This window comes from Streptomyces sp. NPDC003248 (assembly GCF_055563235.1).
This window is the reverse complement of sequence record NZ_JBVHDT010000012.1, coordinates 118,959-137,267: the sequence shown is the minus strand read 5'-3', so window position 1 is coordinate 137,267 and position 18,309 is coordinate 118,959. Positions and strand designations below refer to the sequence as shown.

At 75.1% G+C, this 18,309-nt stretch carries 11 protein-coding genes; 7 read left to right on the top strand and 4 right to left on the bottom strand.

The window, feature by feature from the left end; translation table 11 throughout:
• Window positions 1–7: 7 nt before the first annotated feature.
• Together ACZ3KJ_RS25985 and ACZ3KJ_RS25980 are read right to left on the bottom strand one after the other, a co-directional pair.
• Window positions 8–1,210: an LLM class flavin-dependent oxidoreductase gene (locus ACZ3KJ_RS25985; protein ID WP_389518635.1), complete on the bottom strand. Its 1,203-nt coding sequence runs from the start codon at window positions 1,208–1,210 to the stop codon at window positions 8–10.
• Window positions 1,211–1,344: 134 nt separating this feature from the next.
• Window positions 1,345–1,476 carry a putative leader peptide gene (locus tag ACZ3KJ_RS25980; RefSeq protein ID WP_389518636.1) on the bottom strand — a complete coding sequence of 44 codons (132 nt, stop codon included), beginning with the start codon at window positions 1,474–1,476 and terminating at the stop codon, window positions 1,345–1,347.
• A gap of 967 nt (window positions 1,477–2,443) precedes the next feature.
• Between ACZ3KJ_RS25980 and ACZ3KJ_RS25975 the strand changes: the two genes are divergently transcribed.
• From ACZ3KJ_RS25975 to ACZ3KJ_RS25945, 7 genes are all read left to right on the top strand, one after another.
• The gene (locus ACZ3KJ_RS25975) at window positions 2,444–3,616 is read left to right on the top strand and encodes an acyl-CoA dehydrogenase family protein (RefSeq protein ID WP_467530454.1); all 1,173 of its coding nucleotides are present in this window, start codon (window positions 2,444–2,446) and stop codon (window positions 3,614–3,616) included.
• A gap of 136 nt (window positions 3,617–3,752) precedes the next feature.
• Window positions 3,753–5,408: an ABC transporter substrate-binding protein gene (locus ACZ3KJ_RS25970; RefSeq protein WP_467530453.1), complete on the top strand. Its 1,656-nt coding sequence runs from the start codon at window positions 3,753–3,755 to the stop codon at window positions 5,406–5,408.
• Window positions 5,405–6,352 carry an ABC transporter permease gene (locus ACZ3KJ_RS25965; RefSeq protein ID WP_467530451.1) on the top strand — a complete coding sequence of 316 codons (948 nt, stop codon included), beginning with the start codon at window positions 5,405–5,407 and terminating at the stop codon, window positions 6,350–6,352. The genes ACZ3KJ_RS25970 and ACZ3KJ_RS25965 overlap by 4 nt, the downstream gene beginning before the upstream one ends.
• Window positions 6,353–6,355: 3 nt before the next feature.
• A complete protein-coding gene (locus ACZ3KJ_RS25960; protein ID WP_467530449.1) occupies window positions 6,356–7,252 on the top strand; it encodes an ABC transporter permease in 897 nt (298 codons plus the stop codon).
• Window positions 7,249–9,090: a dipeptide ABC transporter ATP-binding protein gene (locus ACZ3KJ_RS25955; RefSeq protein WP_467530448.1), complete on the top strand. Its 1,842-nt coding sequence runs from the start codon at window positions 7,249–7,251 to the stop codon at window positions 9,088–9,090. The genes ACZ3KJ_RS25960 and ACZ3KJ_RS25955 overlap by 4 nt, the downstream gene beginning before the upstream one ends.
• Complete coding sequence (locus ACZ3KJ_RS25950; RefSeq protein ID WP_467530447.1) at window positions 9,087–9,863, top strand: thioesterase II family protein; 777 nt, start codon at window positions 9,087–9,089, stop codon at window positions 9,861–9,863. Before ACZ3KJ_RS25955 ends, ACZ3KJ_RS25950 begins: the two co-directional genes overlap by 4 nt.
• Window positions 9,864–9,961: 98 nt before the next feature.
• The gene (locus ACZ3KJ_RS25945) at window positions 9,962–12,886 is read left to right on the top strand and encodes a helix-turn-helix transcriptional regulator (protein WP_467530445.1); all 2,925 of its coding nucleotides are present in this window, start codon (window positions 9,962–9,964) and stop codon (window positions 12,884–12,886) included.
• On the opposite strand, the gene ACZ3KJ_RS25940 is transcribed toward ACZ3KJ_RS25945, so the two are convergent.
• Both ACZ3KJ_RS25940 and ACZ3KJ_RS25935 read right to left on the bottom strand, forming a co-directional pair.
• Window positions 12,860–14,020: an LLM class flavin-dependent oxidoreductase gene (locus tag ACZ3KJ_RS25940; protein ID WP_467530444.1), complete on the bottom strand. Its 1,161-nt coding sequence runs from the start codon at window positions 14,018–14,020 to the stop codon at window positions 12,860–12,862. The two genes, ACZ3KJ_RS25945 and ACZ3KJ_RS25940, sit on opposite strands and share 27 nt — an antisense overlap.
• Window positions 14,021–14,141: 121 nt before the next feature.
• The gene (locus ACZ3KJ_RS25935) at window positions 14,142–18,296 is read right to left on the bottom strand and encodes a type I polyketide synthase (protein ID WP_467530443.1); all 4,155 of its coding nucleotides are present in this window, start codon (window positions 18,294–18,296) and stop codon (window positions 14,142–14,144) included.
• Window positions 18,297–18,309 lie beyond the last annotated feature (13 nt).

Sequence of the window (18,309 nt, the reverse complement as noted above, 5' to 3'; positions counted from 1 at the left end):
CTCCCGCTCAGGCGGCGGCGTAGCGGTTGGCGGGGCGGGCCAGGCCGAGCAGCCCGCGCAGGGTGTCGGCCTCGTAGGCGCGGCGGAAGGCGTCGCGGCGCTGGAGTTCGGGGACCAGGCCCCGGGTGATCGCCGGGAGGTCGTGGCCGGCGACGGCGGGGCGCAGCCGGAAGCCGGTCAGTCCGGCGGCCTGGTACTCCTGGAGCAGATCGGCGAGTTGGGCGGGTGTGCCGGTGAAGACGCGGGCGTCGCTGGTGTACTCCTCGCCGGCCAGGGCGTCGAGGCGGTCCCGGCGGGCGGCGGCCTCGGCCGGGTCGTCGGCGAGGAAGACGACCAGGTCGGCGAAGACGTGCAGCGGTTCGGCGGCGCGCCCGGCCGTCTCCTGCTCGGCACGGATCTCGGCGACGATGGCGCGGGCCTGGTCGGCGTCGTGGGGGGTGACGTAGCCGACGTCGGCGGCGCGGGCCACCAGACGGTAGGGCACGGTGTCGTGGCCGAGGGCGGTGACCAGGGGCTGGCCCTGTGGCGGGCGCGGTGTGATGGAGGGGCCCTTGACGCTGAAGTGCCGGCCCTCGAAGTCGATGTAGTGGAGCTTGTCGCGGTCGATGAAGCGGCCCGTGGCCACGTCCCGGATCTCCGCGTCGTCCTCCCAGCTGTCCCACAGCCGGCGCACGGCCTCGACGTAGTCGGCGGCCTCGTCGAACAGGTCGGCCACCAGGTCGAGCGTGGCCGGGCCGTCGTAGGACTCGATGCGGGGGATCGAGCGGCGGCCGAAGTGGGCGGCCTCGGTGGGGCGGGCGGTGATCTGGACGCGCAGGCCCGCGCGGCCGGTGCTCACGTAGTCGAGGGTGGCGATCGCCTTGGAGATGTGGAACGGCTCGGTGTGGGTGGACACCACCGTCGGCACCAGGCCTATGTGCCGGGTGAGCGGGGCGACGCGGGAGGCGATCAGGACGGCGTCGAGGCGGCCGCGGACCTGGTCGGTGCGGTCGTCCGGGTCCAGGAAGTGGGAGGACTGCGGGCCGAGGCCGTCCTCGATGGTGACGAAGTCCAGCAGGCCGTGCTCGGCCTCGGCGACGAGATCGGCCCAGTACCCGGCGGTGAACAGCTCACGGGGCCTGGCCACCGGATCGCGCCAGGAGGCGGGGTGCCAGCCGGTGCCGTCCAAGGCCACGGCGAGGTGCAGGGGAGAAGGAGGAGTCGAGGACACGGGGGTGCCTTCCTGAAGGGTCCGGGAAACGTCCCGGAGGTCCGCGGGAAAAGACGTCGGCCCCGTACGCGGGCACACGGGCGGAGAGCGCGACGAGCCGACGGGTCGCCCGGCCGGCGGCCGGAGCGGGCGTGTCAGGAACGACAGAGCGCGCCGGCCACGCGCTGGAGGTCGATGTGGGGCCGGGAGTAGAGGTGTACGGCGTGGGCTCTGCGGGCCACGTCGGTCACCTCCCTCGGTCGGGCGCGCGGGGGCGCCTCACACATCTCGTCGTCCGTCACAACGCCCCGGCCACGCCCGGTGTTCCCGGGCCGCGCCGAAGATCGTCCGATACGGACCGGTCCTGAGGTGAGCATACGGCCACCCTCGGCCGTCCCACGACCGCCCTCCGACCGTCCCGCCGGCGGGCGCTGCTGTCCTGGACGTGCCCCGCTCCCCCGCCGGGCGACCACGCATCCGCGTACGGACCGGGAAGATCGAAACAGGGAACACGTCCGTGGCGCGGAACCGGGAACGCCCCCGGGGTGCAGCGGCCCGGGCCGTTGGGACGGTGGGGCGCGCGCCGCCCCCGGCCGTGGAGGCGGCCGGCGACGGACGGGACGACCGGCCGACGGGCGGCGGACACCCGCAGGTCGTGAGGGGTGCGCCGGAGGAACGTCACCCGTCCGGGCCGCCTCCGAGGGGGGGCCGGGCACCGAGCCCGGCACGGCCCCCGGCTCCCGCGCCCGGGCCGGGCACCGATCGGTGTGCGCGATCAGCCTTGATCGCGAATCGGCATTGGACGCGGCGTGCCCGTGTCCTGCATGCTCAGTGGCATGTTCTGGCCTGTGACTGTGACCGAGTTCGGCCGGCCCCCGGCCGGCGGCTTCGGCCATGGCCCGAGCGATCGCCTGACGCCTCGTCTGACGCAGTGCCGCGTCGTGGACTTCGGCCGGATCAAGTCGACCAGCTGTCGTTGATCCCGCACGCCCGTCCTGCCGCCGCACTCCGGTGAACACGGGCCCGCAGGCCGGACCGCGGGCGACTGCCCGCACCCTCTGACACGGTCCTCCACCACCCCCCACGGTCGCCGGTCGACCGGGTCCGCCGCGACCCGTCGGTTCCGCACGTCCGGTGTGCCGTATCGCCGCCCCCGCTCCGCTCACCCCACATGGCCGGACCGTCACCCGATCCCAAGGACACGCACATGCCCATGGCCACCGCCCTGTCCCGCCCCGCCCCGGAGCGGGCCTCATGAGCTCCGCGACCGAAAGCCGGCTGTTACCCGCTGACCTCGGCCGCCTGGACGAGGTGAGCGCGGCGCTCGCGGCGACCGCGGCCGAACACGACCGCACCGGCGCCTTCCCGCACACGTCGATCCAAGTGGTCCACGAGGCAGGGCTGTTGACCGCGGGAGTGGACCCCCGCTACGGCGGTCCCGGGGCGGGCTTCACCGATGTCGCCCGCATCCTGCTGGCGCTCGGCCGCGGTGACCCGTCGACCGCGCTGATCTCCGGGATGACCATCGTCCCCCACCTCCTGCAGACCCGCAGCCCCTGGCCGCAGGAGCTGTACGCGCGGGTGCTGGCCGAGTCGGCCGAGCGGCCGACCCTGCTCAACCACGCGCGGGCGGAGCCGGAGATGGGCTCGTCCACCCGGGGCCCGCTGCCGGCGACCACCGCCCGGCGGACCGCGAACGGCTGGTCGATCCGGGGCAGGAAGCGGTACGTCACCGGCGCCGAGGGACTCAGCTACTTCCTGGTCTGGGCGGCCACGGACGAGCCGTCACCACGGGTGGGCAACTTCATCGTCCCCGCCGGCACACCCGGCATCGACATCGTGCCCACCTGGCGGCAGTTGGGCATGCGCGCGACCGGCAGCCACGAGGTGGTGTTCACGGACGTCGAGATCCCCGCGGAGTACGTGCACGAACTCGCCCCTCCCGGCGCCGATCCCGCCCCGGGCACACTGCCCGGCAGCATCATGCTCCTGCTCTCCTCCTCCCTCTACCTGGGGGTGGCGCGCGCGGCGCAGAGCCACGTGCACACCTTCGCCCACACGCGGACGCCCGCCGCGCTGGGGCGCCCCCTGGCCACGACGGACCGCTTCCAGCGCACGGCGGGCGAGATCGAGACCCTGCTCTCCAGCGCCGAGCAGCTGATCTTCTCCGTCGCGGAGCGGGTGGACCGGGGCGATCCCGTCCGCGGTGTCGACGCCCTGGCCGCCAAGGTCGTGGTCGTCCGTCATCTCACCACCGCCGTCCGGACGGCGGTGCAGCTGCTCGGCAACCCCGGGCTGGCCCAGGACAGCCCACTGGAACGGCACTTCCGTGACATCCAGTCGGTGGGGGTCCACGCGCCGGGCGAGGACGCCATCCTGCCGGTCGTCGGTGCGACGGCCCTCGCGGCGGAGGCACCCGATGACTGAGCCGACCCGGTCCCGGTCCGTCCCCCGGCGGGTTCCGCCGGGGGACGGGTCCCCCGGCGGCACACCGTCCGCCGGCCCCGCGTCTCCCGCCTCGCCGTCCCCTCTTCTCAGACCCACTCACGCCGGGGGTTCCACCATGCGCCCGTCCCTGTCCGCGCTCAGCCGTCTCCTCGCGGCGACCGTGAGCGGTCTCCTCCTGCTCACCGCCTGCTCGTCCGGTGGCGACACCGGCAAGGCGGCCTCGGACACACCGGTCCGGGGCGGGACCCTCACCGCCGCCGTCGACACCGAACCGGTCTCCTGGGACATCCACGCCAGCACCCAGGACGTCACCGCCGAGATCCAGCGCCAGGTGTTCGACTCGCTGGTCTCCCAGGACGCCGACGGAAAGTTCCACCCCTGGCTGGCCACCAAGTGGGAGGTGGCGGACGACTACAAGAGCTACACCTTCCACCTGCGCACCGACGTGACCTTCAGCGACGGCACCCGCTTCGACGCGTCCGCGGTGAAGGCCAACTTCGACCACATCGTCGCCAAGTCCACCAAGTCGCTGTACGCGATCAGCCTCCTGGGCCCCTACACGGGCACCGAGGTCGTCGACGCGCACACGGCCAAGGTCACCTTCTCCAAGCCGTTCGCCCCCTTCCTCCAGGCCGCCAGCACCACCTACCTGGGCTTCTACTCGCCCAAGGCGCTCACGGCGAACGCGGGCAAACTCGCCGCGGGCGGTCCCGCCGACGTGGGCAGCGGGCCCTTCGTCTTCACCAGCTACACCAAGGGCCAGTCGGCCGTGCTGACCCGCAACCCGAAGTACGACTGGGGGCCCGCGACCGCCGCGCACACCGGGCCCGCCTACCTCGACAAGCTCGTCGTCCGCTTCCTGTCCACGGCCTCGGTGCGCTCGGGCGCGCTGACGAGCGGCCAGGTGCAGGTGGCGAAGGCCATACCGCCGCAGAACGTCACCACGGTCAAGGCGACGCCCAGCCTGTCGCTCATCTCCCGGCAGGCCCCCGGCGGCAACTACAACCTCTGGCTCAACAGCTCACTGGCCCCGCTCGACGACCAGCGGGTACGCAAGGCGGTCCAGCGCGGGATCGACATCGACCAGGACGTGAAGACGGTCACCTTCGGGCAGTACCCGCGGGCCTGGAGCCCGATCAGCCCCACCACCCCCTACTACGACAAGACCCTGGAGGACAGCTGGCCCTACGACCCCGAGGAGTCCGCGAAGCTGCTGGACGAAGCGGGCTGGACCGGCCGGGACGCGCAGGGCTACCGGACCAAGGACGGCAAGCGGCTCACGGTGACCTGGCCGCAGCTGTCGATCCAGGCGACCCGTGAGGGACGCGACGTCCTCGGCCAGGCCATCCAGGCGGACCTGAAGAAGATCGGCATCGAGGTCAAGCGCCCCAGCCTCGACCTCGGCACCTACAACACCCAGGTGTACGGCGGCAAGGCGAACGCCATCGACCTCAGCTGGCCCCGGTTCAGCCCGGACGTGCTGTGGCTGTTCCTCAACTCCGGGAGCGCTCCGGCGAAGGGCGGCATCAACGCCACGTTCCTCACCGACGCCGACTTCGACCGGTGGACGGACGAGGGCCGGGCCACACTGGACGCGAAGGTCCACGCGGACGTCTACCCCAAGGTGCAGCAGCGGGCCATCGACCTGGCGGTCGTCGTCCCGCTCTACACGCAGGTCTCCCTGGTCGGGCACGCCAAGACCGTGAAGGGGCTGACGTTCGACGCCAGCAACTGGCTGACGTACTACGACACCTGGCTGGGCTCGGCGTGACGGCGGCCCCGGCGACGGCCCTCGCCCGCGCGGTCGCCCGGCGGCTGGGCTCGGCGGTGGCCGTGCTGGCGGGGGCCGCGACCCTGGCCTTCCTCGCCCTCCGGCTCATCCCCGGCGATCCGGTGTCCGTACTGCTGGGCCCGTCCAACGCCGGCTCCCCCGAGGTGCGGGCCGAGATCCGCCGGGAGTACGGCTTCGACCGGCCCGTCGCGGAGCAGTACCTGCACTACCTGGGCCGGCTCCTGCGGGGCGACCTCGGGGAGTCGTACCAGCTCCAGCGGCCGGTGTGGTCGTTGATCGGCGACCAGCTGGTGCCGACCGTGCAGCTGGCCCTGGCCGCGCTGGTCCTGGCCGTCGTCCTCGCGGTGCTCTCCACGGTGGCGACGGCCGGCCGCCGGCCCGCGCTGCGCGCGGTCGCCTCGGTGTGGGAGCTGGTCGCGGCCTCCACCCCGTCCTACTGGGTGGGGATCGTGCTGCTGACCGTCTTCTCCTTCCGGTTCACGGTCTTCCCGGTGGCCGGGGCGGACGGCTTCGCCTCGCTGGTCCTGCCCGCCGTCACGCTGGCGCTGCCGCTCACCGGCGTGATGGCGCAGGTGCTGCGCGAGGGACTCGAAACCGCCCTGGAGCAGCCGTTCGTGGTCACCGCCCGCTCCCGCGGCGTCGGCCGGACGGCGGTACGGCTGCGGCACGCGCTGCGCCACTCCGCCGTGCCGCTGCTCACGCTGGCGGGGTGGCTCACCGGTTCCCTCATCGGCGGCGCCGTGCTGGTGGAGACGGTGTTCGGGCGGCCCGGCATCGGCTCGCTCGTCCTCCAGGCGGTGACCGCCAAGGACATGCCGGTCGTGATCGGCGTGGTGCTGCTCTCGGCCTTCGTCTTCGTCGTGATCTCCACCGTCGTGGAGCTGTTGTACCCCGTCATCGACCCGCGGCTCAGGAGCGCCTGATCCATGGCCAGTTCCCTCCTCCCCGATCTCGGCACCGGCTCCGCCGTCGCCGCACCCGCCCGGGTGCGGCGGCGGTGGGCCGGACCGCTGTCGTCCGTTCCCGTGACCGTCGTGCTCGCGGGCGCCCTGCTGCTGGTCATCGTGCTCGTCGCGGTGGCACCGGGTCTGTTCACGAGCGTCTCGCCCTCGGCGACCGACCCGCTCGCCGCGCTCCAGGGACCCGGTTCCGCGCACTGGCTCGGCACCGACCAACTGGGCCGCGACCTGTTCACCCGGATCCTCTACGGCGCCCGGCCGTCGCTGCTGCTGGGCTTCGGTTCCACCGTCGTCTCGGTCGTCGCGGGCGCCGCCTTCGGCCTGGCGGCGGCGCTGGGCGGACGCGTCGCCGACCAGCTGCTGATGCGGCTGGCCGACATCCTGCTGGCCCTGCCCGCCCTGCTGCTGGCCCTGCTGGTCGTCACCGTGCTGGGCTCGGGCACCGTCAACGTGATGACCGCCATCGGCATCGCCTTCGTCCCCGGCTACGCCCGTCTGGTCCGCGCGGAGGCCATGGTGGTGCGCCGCTCCGGGTACGTCGAGTCGGCGGTGGCCCTCGGCCTGCCGCGCCGGCGGATCGTGCTGCGGCACATCCTGCCGAACGCCCTCGCTCCCCTGCTGACCCTGGCGACCGTCGGGTTCGGTACGGCACTGATCTCGGCCTCCGGGCTGAGCTTCCTGGGCCTCGGCCCCGCCGCGCCCTCGCCCGAGTGGGGGGCGCTGCTCTCCGCCGGGCGGGACTTCCTTCAGACGGCGTGGTGGATCGGGGTGTTCCCGGGCGCCGCCGTCACCACGACCGTCATCGCCGTGAACGTGGTCGGCCGCCACGCCCAGCAGCGCTTCACCCGGAGGACCGCCCGATGAACGCCACCCAGTCGCCGCTGCTCAGCGTCGAGGGCCTCGACGTCACCTTCCGGCGGGGCGGGCAGGTCCGTGCCGTGCGGGACGTGTCGTTCACCCTCGGCCGGGGCGAGTGCCTCGCCGTGGTCGGCGAGTCCGGGTCGGGCAAGAGCGTCACGGCCCGCACGCTGCTCGGGCTGACCGGGGCGCACGCCACGGTGGCGGCCCGGCGGCTCGACTTCGACGGCGTCGACCTGACCGCCCTGTCGGAGCGCGAGTGGCGTGCCGTACGGGGGCGCCGGATCGGCCTGGTCCTCCAGGACGCGCTGGTCTCCCTGGACCCGCTGCGCACGGTGGGCGCCGAGATACGGGAGACGCTGCACACGCACGGCCTCGCCCGGGGCGCCGAGGCGCGCGAGCGGAGCCTCGCCCTGCTGTCCGACGCCGGGATCCCCGACCCCGCCCGCCGGGCCGCGGAGTATCCCCACCAGTTGTCGGGCGGTCTGCGCCAGCGCGCCCTGATCGCGTCCGCGCTGTCGGGCGCGCCGGAACTGCTCGTGGCCGACGAGCCGACCACGGCCCTGGACGTGACCGTGCAGGCCCAGATCCTCGACCTGCTGGGCCGTCTGGTCGGCGAGGGCACGGCGCTGCTGCTCATCAGTCACGACCTGGCGGTGGTGGCCAGGCTCGCCGACCGGGTCGCGGTGATGTACGGCGGGCTGGTCGTCGAGCAGGGGCCGGCCCGGGACGTGCTGAAGGACCCCCGGCACCCCTACACGCGGGCGCTGCTGGCGGCGGTGCCGACGTTCGGTTCCAAGGGGCACGCGCTGTCCGTGGCGGCCCCCGCGCGGGGCGAGGCGGCGGGGCCGGGCGGCTGTCCGTACGCGGCCCGGTGCGCGGCGGCCGACGCGCGCTGCCGTGCCGAGCTGCCGGTGGCCGCGGCGGCCGACGACGGGCATCTGACGCTCTGCTGGCACCCCGACGCACCGCTGCCCCCGGCGGCACCGGCCGTCCGCCGCCCCGTGGCCGCCGCCGGGCGGGAACCCGGCGCCGCCGCCCCGGGCGAGCCGCTGCTGGACGTACGGGGTGTCTCCAAGCGCTTCCGGGCCCCGGGCGGCGGTTCCTGGACCGCCGTCAGCGAGGTGTCCTTCCGGATCGCCGCCGGTGAGACGCTCGGCCTGGTCGGCGAGTCCGGCTCCGGCAAGACGACCACGGCCCGCATCGTGCTCGGCCTGGTGGAGCCGGACGAGGGGAGCGTGCGGTTCGAGGGCGAGCCCTGGAGCGGCCTGCCCGAGCGGGAACGGCGGGCCCGGCGTCCGCGTCTCCAGGTCGTCCACCAGGATCCGCTCGGCTCCTTCGACCCCCGGCACAGTGTGCGGAACATCGTCGCGGAGGCGGTGGGCAGGGCGGGCGTCCCGCGCGGACGGGTCCGCTCGGCGCGGGTCACCGAACTGCTCGGCCAGGTCGGCCTGTCGGCCCGGGTGCAGGACCGGCGCCCGTCGGAGCTGTCCGGCGGGCAGCGCCAGCGTGTCGCGATCGCCCGGGCGCTGGCCACCCGGCCCCGGCTGATCGTGTGCGACGAGCCGGTCTCCGCGCTCGACGTGTCGATCCAGGCCCAGGTGCTGGACCTGCTGGCGGAGCTCCAGCGGGAGCTGGGGGTGGCCCTGCTGTTCATCTCGCACGACCTCGGCGTCGTCCACCACGTCAGCGACCGGGTGATCGTGATGAAGGACGGGCTGCTGGTCGAGACCGGGGACGTCGGGCAGATCTTCGACAGCCCGGCCCACCCGTACACGCGGGAGCTGCTGGCCTCACTGCCCCGGCCCGACCGGAACCAGGAAGGACAGGGATCACGGACATGACGACGGACCTCGACACCGATCTGTGGATCCGGCGTTTCCACCCCTCCCCGGAGGCCGCCGCGCGCCTGGTGTGCTTCCCGCACGCGGGAGGATCGGCCGGCTTCTGGTTCTGGCTCTCCGAGCGGCTGCACCCCGAGGTGGAGGTGCTCGCCGTGCAGTACCCGGGGCGCCAGGAGCGCCGGGCGGAGCCGCAGGTCGGCGACATCGAGGACCTGGCCGCCTCGATCGCCGGCGTACTGCGGCCCTGGTGGGCCGAGCCGCCCGCCTTCCTCGGGCACAGCATGGGCGCCCTCGTGGCGTACGAGACGGCCCGGCGGCTGCGGAGCACGACCGGCTCGGGGCCGGCCGCGCTCTTCGCCTCCGGCAGACGGGCGCCGTCCACCGTCCGCGCCGAACGGCTCCACCTCGCCACCGACCGGGAGCTGGTGGCGGAGATCGTCCGGCAGGGCGGGACACCGCCCGCGCTGCTGGAGGATCCCGAGCTGCTCGCGATGGTCCTGCCGACGCTGCGCGGCGACTACCGGGCCGTGGAACGCTACCGCCACCGGCCGGGTCCTCCGATCGAGGCCCCGGTCACCGTGCTGGTCGGCACCGACGACCCGAAGGTCACGGCGGACGAGGCGCGGGCCTGGGAGCGGCACACGGCCGGCTCCACCGAGGTGCTGTCCTTCAGCGGCGGCCACTTCTTCCTCACCGAACACCAGGACCGGATCGGTGCGCTGATCCGTTCCCGGCTGCTCCCGGGCGCCGCGCCCGCACCGGAGCGGGCCTGACCAGCTCGCTCCCTCCGCCCCGAGCTGGACGTCACCGACGGCGTTGATGTCCGAGGTCCGTACAACGCCACCGCGACGTGGGAGATGGGGAACCTGCTGTGGTTCTAGTCGAACGTGAGACCCAGGTGAGGCGACTGCGCGAGATGCTGGCCGAGTGTCTGGCGGGCCGAGGAGGCGTGGCCGCGATCAGCGGGCCGGTCGCCGCCGGGAAGACCGAACTCCTGCACGTCCTCGGCGAGGAGGCGGCGGCCGCCGGTGCCGTGGTGCTGCACGCGACGGCCCGCTGCTCGGAGCAGAAGGTCGCGCTGGGGGTCGTCGGCCAGCTCTTCCGGCACCAGCACTTCTCGCCGGCCGACCGCGAGCGGGCGCTGCGCCTGCCCGGGGACGGCACCGCGATCGCGCCGTGCGACGCGGACCTGCTGACGCACGGCCCGACACCGGCGCAGGTCAGCCAGGTGCAGTGGCAGCTACTGCGCGGTCTGTCGGAGCGGACTCCCCTGGTGGTGATCGTCGACGATCTGCACTTCGCCGACGCGGCCTCCCTGGACTCCCTGACGTACGTCGGGCGTCTGCTGCGCACCGACCGCGTGCTGCTGGTGGTGGCCGAGCGCGACACGGCGGCCGGGGCGAGCGGGCCCCGGCTGTCCTGGCGCACGACCATGATGCGCCAGCGGCACTTCACCCGGCTGCGGGTGGGACCGCTGTCCCCGGCCGGCACACGGGAGATGCTGACCCGGCTGATCGGCCCCGGCCCGGCGGCCGGTTCCGCGGCCGCGTCGTGGCACCGGCTCAGCGGCGGGAACCCGCTGCTGCTGCGCGCGCTCGCGGAGGACCACCACGAGCACACGGCCCCGCGGCCGTCCGCGGCGGAGCCGGTCGCGGGCGAGGAGTTCGGCCGGGCGGTGGACGCGTGCGTCCGCCGCGCCGGGGAGCGGTACCGCGACGCGGCCCGCGCGCTCGCGGTGCTGGACGCGTCGGGCTCCCGCGACCGGCTGGCCCGGCTGCTCGCCCGGCCCCGCCCGGCGGTCGACGAGACGCTGGAGGCGATGGACCGCTTCGGTGTCCTCGACGACGGGCGCTACCGCCATCCCGCCGCCCGCGCCGCCGTCCTGGCCGGCATGTCCGCCGGCGAGCGCGCGGCGCTGCACCGGGACGCGGCCCGGCTGCTGCACGAGGCCGGGGAGCCCCCGTCGGCGATCGCCGTCCACCTGGTGGCGGCCCGGCACAGCCGGGAGCCGTGGGCCTTCCCCGTGGCGGTGGAGGCGGCGCGCGAGGCGCTGCGCCGCGACGACACGTCCGTCGCCGAGGCCTGCCTGGACGTGGCCGGCGAGGCCTCGGCGGACGAGGACCAGCGGGTGACGGTGACCATGCTGCGCAGCCTCGTCGACTTCCGTACCGATCCCGACACCGCCTGCCGGCGGCTGCGTCCGCTGATCGCCGCCCTGCGGGAGGGCCGGCTGTCCGGCTGCCAGGGCGTGGCGCTGCTGGGGCGGCTGCTGTGGAACGGCAGCAGCGACGAGATCACCCTCGCGCTGCGCCGGCTCGAACGGTCCGCGGAGACGCTGGACGCGCGCTCCAGCGCCGAGTACCACGCGGCGCGGCAGTGGGTGCGCGCCTCCCATCCGGCCCTGCTGTCCCGGCCCGCCGCCCGGACCCGGCCGCGGCGGTCGGCCGCGCGGGCCGCCGACGGGGCACCCGGGCGGATGGCCGGCGTCCTGAACCGGCTGCTGCGTTCGGGCCCCGGCCCGGACACCGTGCGCAGCGCCGAACTGGCTCTGCAAACGACCGTGCTGGACGACGCGACCTTCGACACCGTCCACCAGGCGGTGTCGGTGCTGGTCTACGCCGACCGGTGCGATCTCGCGGCGGGCTGGTGCGACGTGCTGCTGCGGGAGTCCACCCGGCGTGACGTCCCGACGTGGCAGGCGCTGTTCGCGGCGCTGCGGGCCGAGATCGCGATCCGCCAGGGCGACGTACGGCTCGCGGAGCAGTGCTCCCGCCGGGCCATGGGGCTGCTGTCGCTGCGCGGTTGGGGGGTCCTGATCGGCTCTCCGCTGTCGAGTCTCCAGCTGGTCGCCGCCGCTACGGGCACGATCAGGGACGTCGGCGGGCCGCCGGTGTCGGCGCTGCCCGAGGAGTTGTTCCAGACCCGGTTCGGGATCCAGTACCTTCAGGCGCGCGGCCGGTGGCGGCTCTCGGTGAACCTGCTGCACGGCGCGCTCGACGACCTGACGCGGTGCGGCCGGCTCATGCGGGAGTGGGACATCGACCTCCCCGCGTTCGTGCCGTGGCGCGGCGACGCGGTGGCGGCCCTGCTGCGGCTCGGCAGGACCGACGACGCCCGGCGGCTGGCCGTCGAGCAGCTCGCCATGGTTCCGGCCGGCCAGCCCCGGGCCCGGGGGATGGCGCTGCACACGGCCGCCTCCGTGGCCGACTCCCGGCAGCGCGCGACCCTGCTGCGGGAGGCCGCCGACCTGCTCGACGCCGCCGGTGACCGGCTGGAGCTGGCCCGCGTCCTGGCCGACCTGAGCGAGGCGCACACCCGGGCGGGCCAGAGCGGCCGGGCCCGGATGGTCGCCCGGCAGGCCCTGGACATCGCCGAGGAGCAGGGCCTCGCCCCGCTGTCCCGGCGGCTGGCGGTCCGTGAGGCCCCGGCTCCCGGGCACGAGCGCGGCGCCCGGGCCCGGGCCGGTGTGCTCAGCAGCTCGGAGGCACAGGTGGCGGCGCTCGCCGCGGCCGGGCTGTCCAACCGCGAGATCGCCGAGCGGCTGTTCATCACCGTCAGCACGGTGGAACAGCACCTGACGCACACCTACCGGAAACTGCGCATCAAGGGCCGGGCGCACCTGCCGCCGTGGCTGCTCGAACCCGACCGCCGGGAGGAGCCGGGGCCGACCGCACGAGCGGCCGCGGGCCTGCCGGAGCGGCAGTCGCGGGAGGAGGAGCTCCTGCCGGAGCAGGAGCTCCGGCAGGAGGCGGCGTGCCGGGGTCCGGTCTCAGAGCGCGTCGGGGGCCGGCGGTAGCGGCAGTCCGAGCAGCCCGCGCAGGGTGTCGGCCTCGTAGGCGGTCCGGAACGCGCCGCGGGCCTGGAGTTCGGGCACCAGTTCGCGGGTGATGGCGGTCAGGTCGTGGGGCAGCGCGCCGGGCCGCAGGCGGTACCCGGACAGGCCTGCCCCCTGCCACTCCAGGAGCAGGTCGGCGACCTCGGCGGGGGTGCCCACGGCGATGTGCGCGTCGGAGGTGTAGGGGGCGCCGTGCGCCTCGTCGAGGCGCGCCTTGCGCTCGGCGGCCCGGCCCGGGGTGCTGTCGAGGAAGACCACGACGTCGGCGAAGACGTGCACCTTCTGGTCCGCGCGTCCGGCCGCGGCCTGTTCGGTCCGGATCTCCTCGACGGTCGCGCGCGCCTCCTCGGCGCTGTGCGGCGTCACCGACACGACGTCGGCGGAGCGGGCTCCGTACCGGTACGGCAGGGAGATGTGGGCGAGGGTGAAGACGAGCGGATGGCCCTGCGGGGCGCGGGGGGCCAGCGCGGGCGAGTCGATGGTGAGCCAGTCGCCCGCCGTTCCGCCGAGCGGCTCGATCTCGGTGAAGCTGCCGCCGGGGTCGGGGTCGGCCGGGGCGAAGCGGCCGGGCGCGAGGTCGCGCAGCGCCTTCTCGTCGTCGACGCCGTCCCACAGGGCGCGCACCACCCGGACCAGGTCGGCGGCGCGTTCGAAGAGTTCGGCCATCGGCCGCTGCACCTCGGGGGTGAAGATGTCGGCTATCACGATCGGGCGCGCGGGCGTCACCTGGGTGCGCCAGCCGGCCCGGCCGCCGCTGACGTGGTCCAGGGTGGCGACGGCCCGCGCGATGTGCGCCGGCTGGGCCCGGTCGACCACGCCGGTGGGCACCAGTCCGATGCGTTCGGTGCGCGACGCCAGGGCGGCGGCGACGAGGAGCGCGTCCAGCCGGTGGGCGACGTGACCGGTGGGGCGCTTGGGCGGGTCCTCCAGCGTCACGAAGTCCAGCAGCCCGCGTTCGGCCTCCTGGACGAGTGCGGTCCAGTGCGCCAGGCCGTACAGGTCGCCGTCGGGGGCGTCGGGTCCGGCGCCCGCCGCGGGGTGCCAGCCGACGGTGTCCAGGGCGACGGCGAGGTGCAGGGGCTGTGGTGCGGTCATGGTGTTCTTCTCTTCTCTCGTGCGGTGCGTCGTGCGGCACGTCGTGCGGTGCGGTGCGTCGTGCGGGTGTCGGTGGTCAGCGGTGCGTCGTGCGGGTGTCGGTGGTCAGGGGGGCCGGTGGTCAGGGGGCCGGCCGGCCGAGGGTGTCCAGCCACTCCTCGACGGCGGCGGCGGTGGTCGCCGAGTGCTCTTCGAGGACGGAGAAGTGGTCGCCGGGCACGTCCGCCGTGGTGTGCGGCAGCCGCCAGAAGGCGCGGGTGTCGCGCGGCGGGTCGGCCGGCGTACCGGGCAGCGGGTCCTCCGCCCGCAGCAGGAGGGTCGGAGTGGTGACCGGCCGGGGCTGCCAGGGGCCGAAGGTGCGCAGGTAATGTCCCATGGTGGTCAGGCCGTTGTCGCTCAGGCCCAGGTCGAACGCATCGAACCGGTCGACCATTCCGTTGATCATGGCGGGCATCCACCACTCCATGCCGGGGAGGGAGGCGGTGTCCATCGGGTACGTGTCGACCATGACGAGGCCCGCCGGGGGCGTTCCACGGCGTTCGAGCTCGGCGGTCACGGCGTGGGCGACGCAGCCGCCCAGGGAGCGGCCCAGCAGGGCGAACGGCCGCTCCCCCACCAGCCGTTGGACCGCGTCCGCCTGCATCGCGACGAAGGCGTCCGCCGAGTCCGGCAGGGCGCTGTCGGGCGCGTAGCCGGGTGCGGGGACGGCGAGGACGTCCCGCAGCCCGTCGAGGGCCTGGCCGAAGCGGGCGTACTCGTGCGGCCCGGACAGTGCGGTGAGAGCCGGGAAGCAGACCAGCGCCGTCGGGGCCGCGCCGTGTGCCAGGGCGACCGGTGCGACGGCGTGGCCGGGGCTGTCCGCCGCGCCGAAGGTGTCCCGCAGCCGGGAGGAGGCCACGATCACCTCGGTGGCGGCCGTGATCTGCCGGGCGGCGCACAGCCGCAGATAGAGGGTGGTGAGCGGGCCGTCCTGCGCCGTCCGCGGTGCGTCGGGCCCCGGCCGCTCGCGCAGCAGGTCCGCCAGGTGCCCGGCGAGGGCCGCCGGGGTCGGGAAGCGGATGGTGAGCGCTCCCCCGAGCGCCAGACCGGTCGTGCCGGCGAGCCGGGCGCGCAGCTCGACGGCCGAGAGGGAGTCCAGTCCCGCTTCGACGAACGGCCGCTCGGGCCGCACCGCTTCCGTCGTCGGGTATCCGAGGACGGCCGACGCCTGCGTCCGTACGAGGTCGATCAGCGCGCTGCCGAGCGCCGGTCCGGACAGGTGCGCGTGCCGTTCGGCCCAGGTGGGGCCGGCGGCGGGCGCGGCGGGGCCGGCGAGCAGCGGGGTGTCGGTGGTGCTGCGGGTCACGGTGGCGTCGAGCCAGTGGCGCCGGCGCTGGAACGCGTAGGTGGGGAGGTCCACCGGGTGCGGGTCGAGTCCCTCGAAGACCGCCGGCCAGTCCACCCGCACGCCGTCGGCGTGGAGCCGGCCCAGGGCCGTCAGCAGGGTCACGGCCTCGGGGCGGCCGCCCCGCAGGACGGAGGTGAGGACGGCCGGCGGGGCCGCGCCGGAGGCGTCGTCGGCCACGATGTCGCCCACCAGGGCGGTGAGGACGCCGTCGGGCCCCACCTCCACGAACCGGGTCGCGCCGAGGGCGCGCAGCTCCCGCACCACGTCCAGGAAGCGGACCGGGCTGCGGGCGTGTTCCGTCCAGTGGTCGGCGCCGAGCTCACCGTCCCGCGCCGGGGCGCCGGTCAGGTCGGAGACCACGGGCAGGACCGGGTCGTGGTGGTCGACGGCCTTGGCCGTCCGGCGGAACTCGTCGAGCATTCCCTCCATGCGGTGGGAGTGGAAGGCGTGGCTCACCCGGAGCCGGGCCGTCCTGCGGCCCTGGGCCCGGAAGCCGGCCGCGAGGGCGACGACGGGCTCCTCGTCGCCGGAGACGACCACCGAGCGGGGGCCGTTGACCGCGGCGATCGCGACCGTCTCCTCCCGGCCCCGCAGCGCCGCGGCGACCTCCTCCTCGGTGGCCTCCACGGCGGCCATGGCGCCGCCGCCCGGCAGCGCCTGCATCAGCCGTCCGCGGGCCACCACCAGGGACGCGGCGTCGGAGAGCGTGAGCACGCCGGCCGCGTGCGCCGCGGCCAGCGAGCCGATCGAGTGCCCGGCGACCACGTCGGGCCGCACTCCCCAGCCCTCCAGCAGCCGCAGGAGCGCGACCTCCACGGCGAAGAGGGCGGGCTGGGCGTACTCCGTACGGTCGAGCAGGTCGCCGTGTGCGCCGGACAGCACCACCTCGCGCACGGAGTGGGCCAGGTGTCCCGCCCCGTGCAGGTCGAGCTCGGCGGCCACCTCGTCGAACGCCCGGGCGTAGGCGGGGAACTGCTCGTACAGCTCCCGTCCCATGCCGGGCCGCTGGCTGCCCTGTCCGGTGAAGAGGAAGGCGGTCCGGCCTGCCCGGGCCGCCGGGGCGCCGTCGGCGGGGCTCCGCGGCACGGCGGCCGACGCCTGTCCCTCGGCCAGCGTGCGCAGGCCGTCGAGGACGCCGTCGCGGTCGCCCGCCACGACGACCGCGCGGTGGTCGTGCGTGGCCCGCCGGGTGGCCAGGGACCAGGCCACGTCGGCCGGGTCGAGGTCGGGGCGGTCCCGCAGCAGCGCCGCCAGGCGGTCCGCCTGGCCCCGCAGCGCCGCCGCCGACCGGGCGGAGAGGAGCCAGGGCAGCGCGGCGGGACGGGCCGCGGCGACGGGGCGGCCGGCGCCTCCCTCGGAGCCGTTCCCCTCCGGCTCGTGCTCCTGCGGCTCGTTGCGCTGCGGCCCGTTCAGCCGCGCCTCGTTGCGCTGCGGCCCGTTCTGCCGCGGCCCGTGCTCCTTCGGTTCGTGCTCCTGCGGTTGGTGCTCCTGCGGTTCATGCTCCTGCGGTGCCTGCTCGACGATCACGTGTGCGTTGGTGCCGCTCACGCCGAAGGCGGACACACCGGCCCGGCGGGGGCCGTCGCCGTCCGGCCACGGCCGGGCCTCGTCGAGCAGCCGTACGCCGCCGCCCGCCCACTCGACGTGCGGTGTGGGCGCGTCCACGTGGAGGGAGCGGGGCAGGACGCGGTGGCGTATCGCCTGCACCGCCTTGATGACACCCGCCACGCCGGCGGCCGCCGCCGTGTGCCCGATGTTGGACTTGAGCGAGCCGAGCCACAGGGGCCGGTCCTCGGGCCGGCCGCGCCCGTACGTCTCCTGGAGCGCCTGGACCTCGATCGGGTCGCCGAGGGTCGTGCCCGTGCCGTGCCCCTCCACCAGGTCGACGTCGTGCGGGGTGAGACCCGCGTTGGCCAGCGCCTGCCGTACGACGCGCTGCTGGGCCGGGCCGTTCGGGGCGGTCAGCCCGTTGGAGGCACCGTCCTGGTTCACCGCCGAGCCCCGCACCACCGCCAGCACCGGATGCCCCAGCCGCCGCGCGTCCGACAGCCGCTCCACCAGCAGCAGCCCCACGCCCTCCGCCCAGCCCGTCCCGTCCGCCGCAGCGGCGAACGCCCGGCAGCGCCCGTCGGGCGACAGGCCGCGCTGCCGTGAGAACGCCACGAACCCGGCGGGGGTCGACATCACCGTCGCGCCGCCCGCGAGCGCCAGGTCGCACTCGCCGGACCGCAGCGCCTGCACCGCCAGGTGCAGCGCCACCAGCGACGACGAGCACGCCGTGTCCACCGTCACCGCCGGACCCTCGAACCCGTACGTGTAGGAGAGACGCCCGGACGCCACGCTGGCGAGGTTGCCGATGCCCAGGTAGCCCTCCAGTTCGGCGGGCACCTCGTCGAGCCGGGTGTGGTAGTCCTGCGCCGCCAGCCCGACGAACACGCCCGTGCTGCTGCCGCGCAGCGTGTCGGGGGCGATGCCGGCCCGCTCGAACGCCTCCCAGGACGCCTCCAGCAGCAGCCGCTGCTGCGGATCCGTCGCCAGTGCCTCACGCGGGGAGATCTCGAAGAACTCCGCGTCGAAGTCGGCCGCGTCGTACAGGAATCCGCCGTGGCGGACGTAGCTGGTGCCCGGCCGGTCGGGGTCGGGATCGTAGAGGGCGTCGAGGTCCCAGCCGCGGTCGTCGGGCCAGGGCGCGACGGCGTCGCCGCCCGCCGCCACCAACTCCCACAGCTCGTCGGGCGAGGCGACACCGCCCGGCAGCCGGCAGCTCATGGCGACGACGGCGATCGGCTCGCGCAGACCCGACTCCACCTCGCGCAGGCGCCGCTGCGTCTCCCGGCCCTCGGCGAGCGCCCGCTTGAGATAGCGGCGCAGCTTCTCCTCATCGGCCACCGTCGGCCACCTC

What these genes read in the sequence shown, in the direction of transcription:
- ACZ3KJ_RS25980 (WP_389518636.1), bottom strand. Translation starts at nt 1,476, where the DNA reads ATGTGTGAGGCGCCCCCGCGCGCCCGACCGAGGGAGGTGACCGACGTG.
- ACZ3KJ_RS25975 (WP_467530454.1), top strand. Translation starts at nt 2,444, where the DNA reads ATGAGCTCCGCGACCGAAAGCCGGCTGTTACCCGCTGACCTCGGCCGC.
- ACZ3KJ_RS25970 (WP_467530453.1), top strand. Translation starts at nt 3,753, where the DNA reads ATGCGCCCGTCCCTGTCCGCGCTCAGCCGTCTCCTCGCGGCGACCGTG.
- ACZ3KJ_RS25960 (WP_467530449.1), top strand. Translation starts at nt 6,356, where the DNA reads ATGGCCAGTTCCCTCCTCCCCGATCTCGGCACCGGCTCCGCCGTCGCC.
- ACZ3KJ_RS25955 (WP_467530448.1), top strand. Translation starts at nt 7,249, where the DNA reads ATGAACGCCACCCAGTCGCCGCTGCTCAGCGTCGAGGGCCTCGACGTC.
- ACZ3KJ_RS25950 (WP_467530447.1), top strand. Translation starts at nt 9,087, where the DNA reads ATGACGACGGACCTCGACACCGATCTGTGGATCCGGCGTTTCCACCCC.
- ACZ3KJ_RS25940 (WP_467530444.1), bottom strand. Translation starts at nt 14,020, where the DNA reads ATGACCGCACCACAGCCCCTGCACCTCGCCGTCGCCCTGGACACCGTC.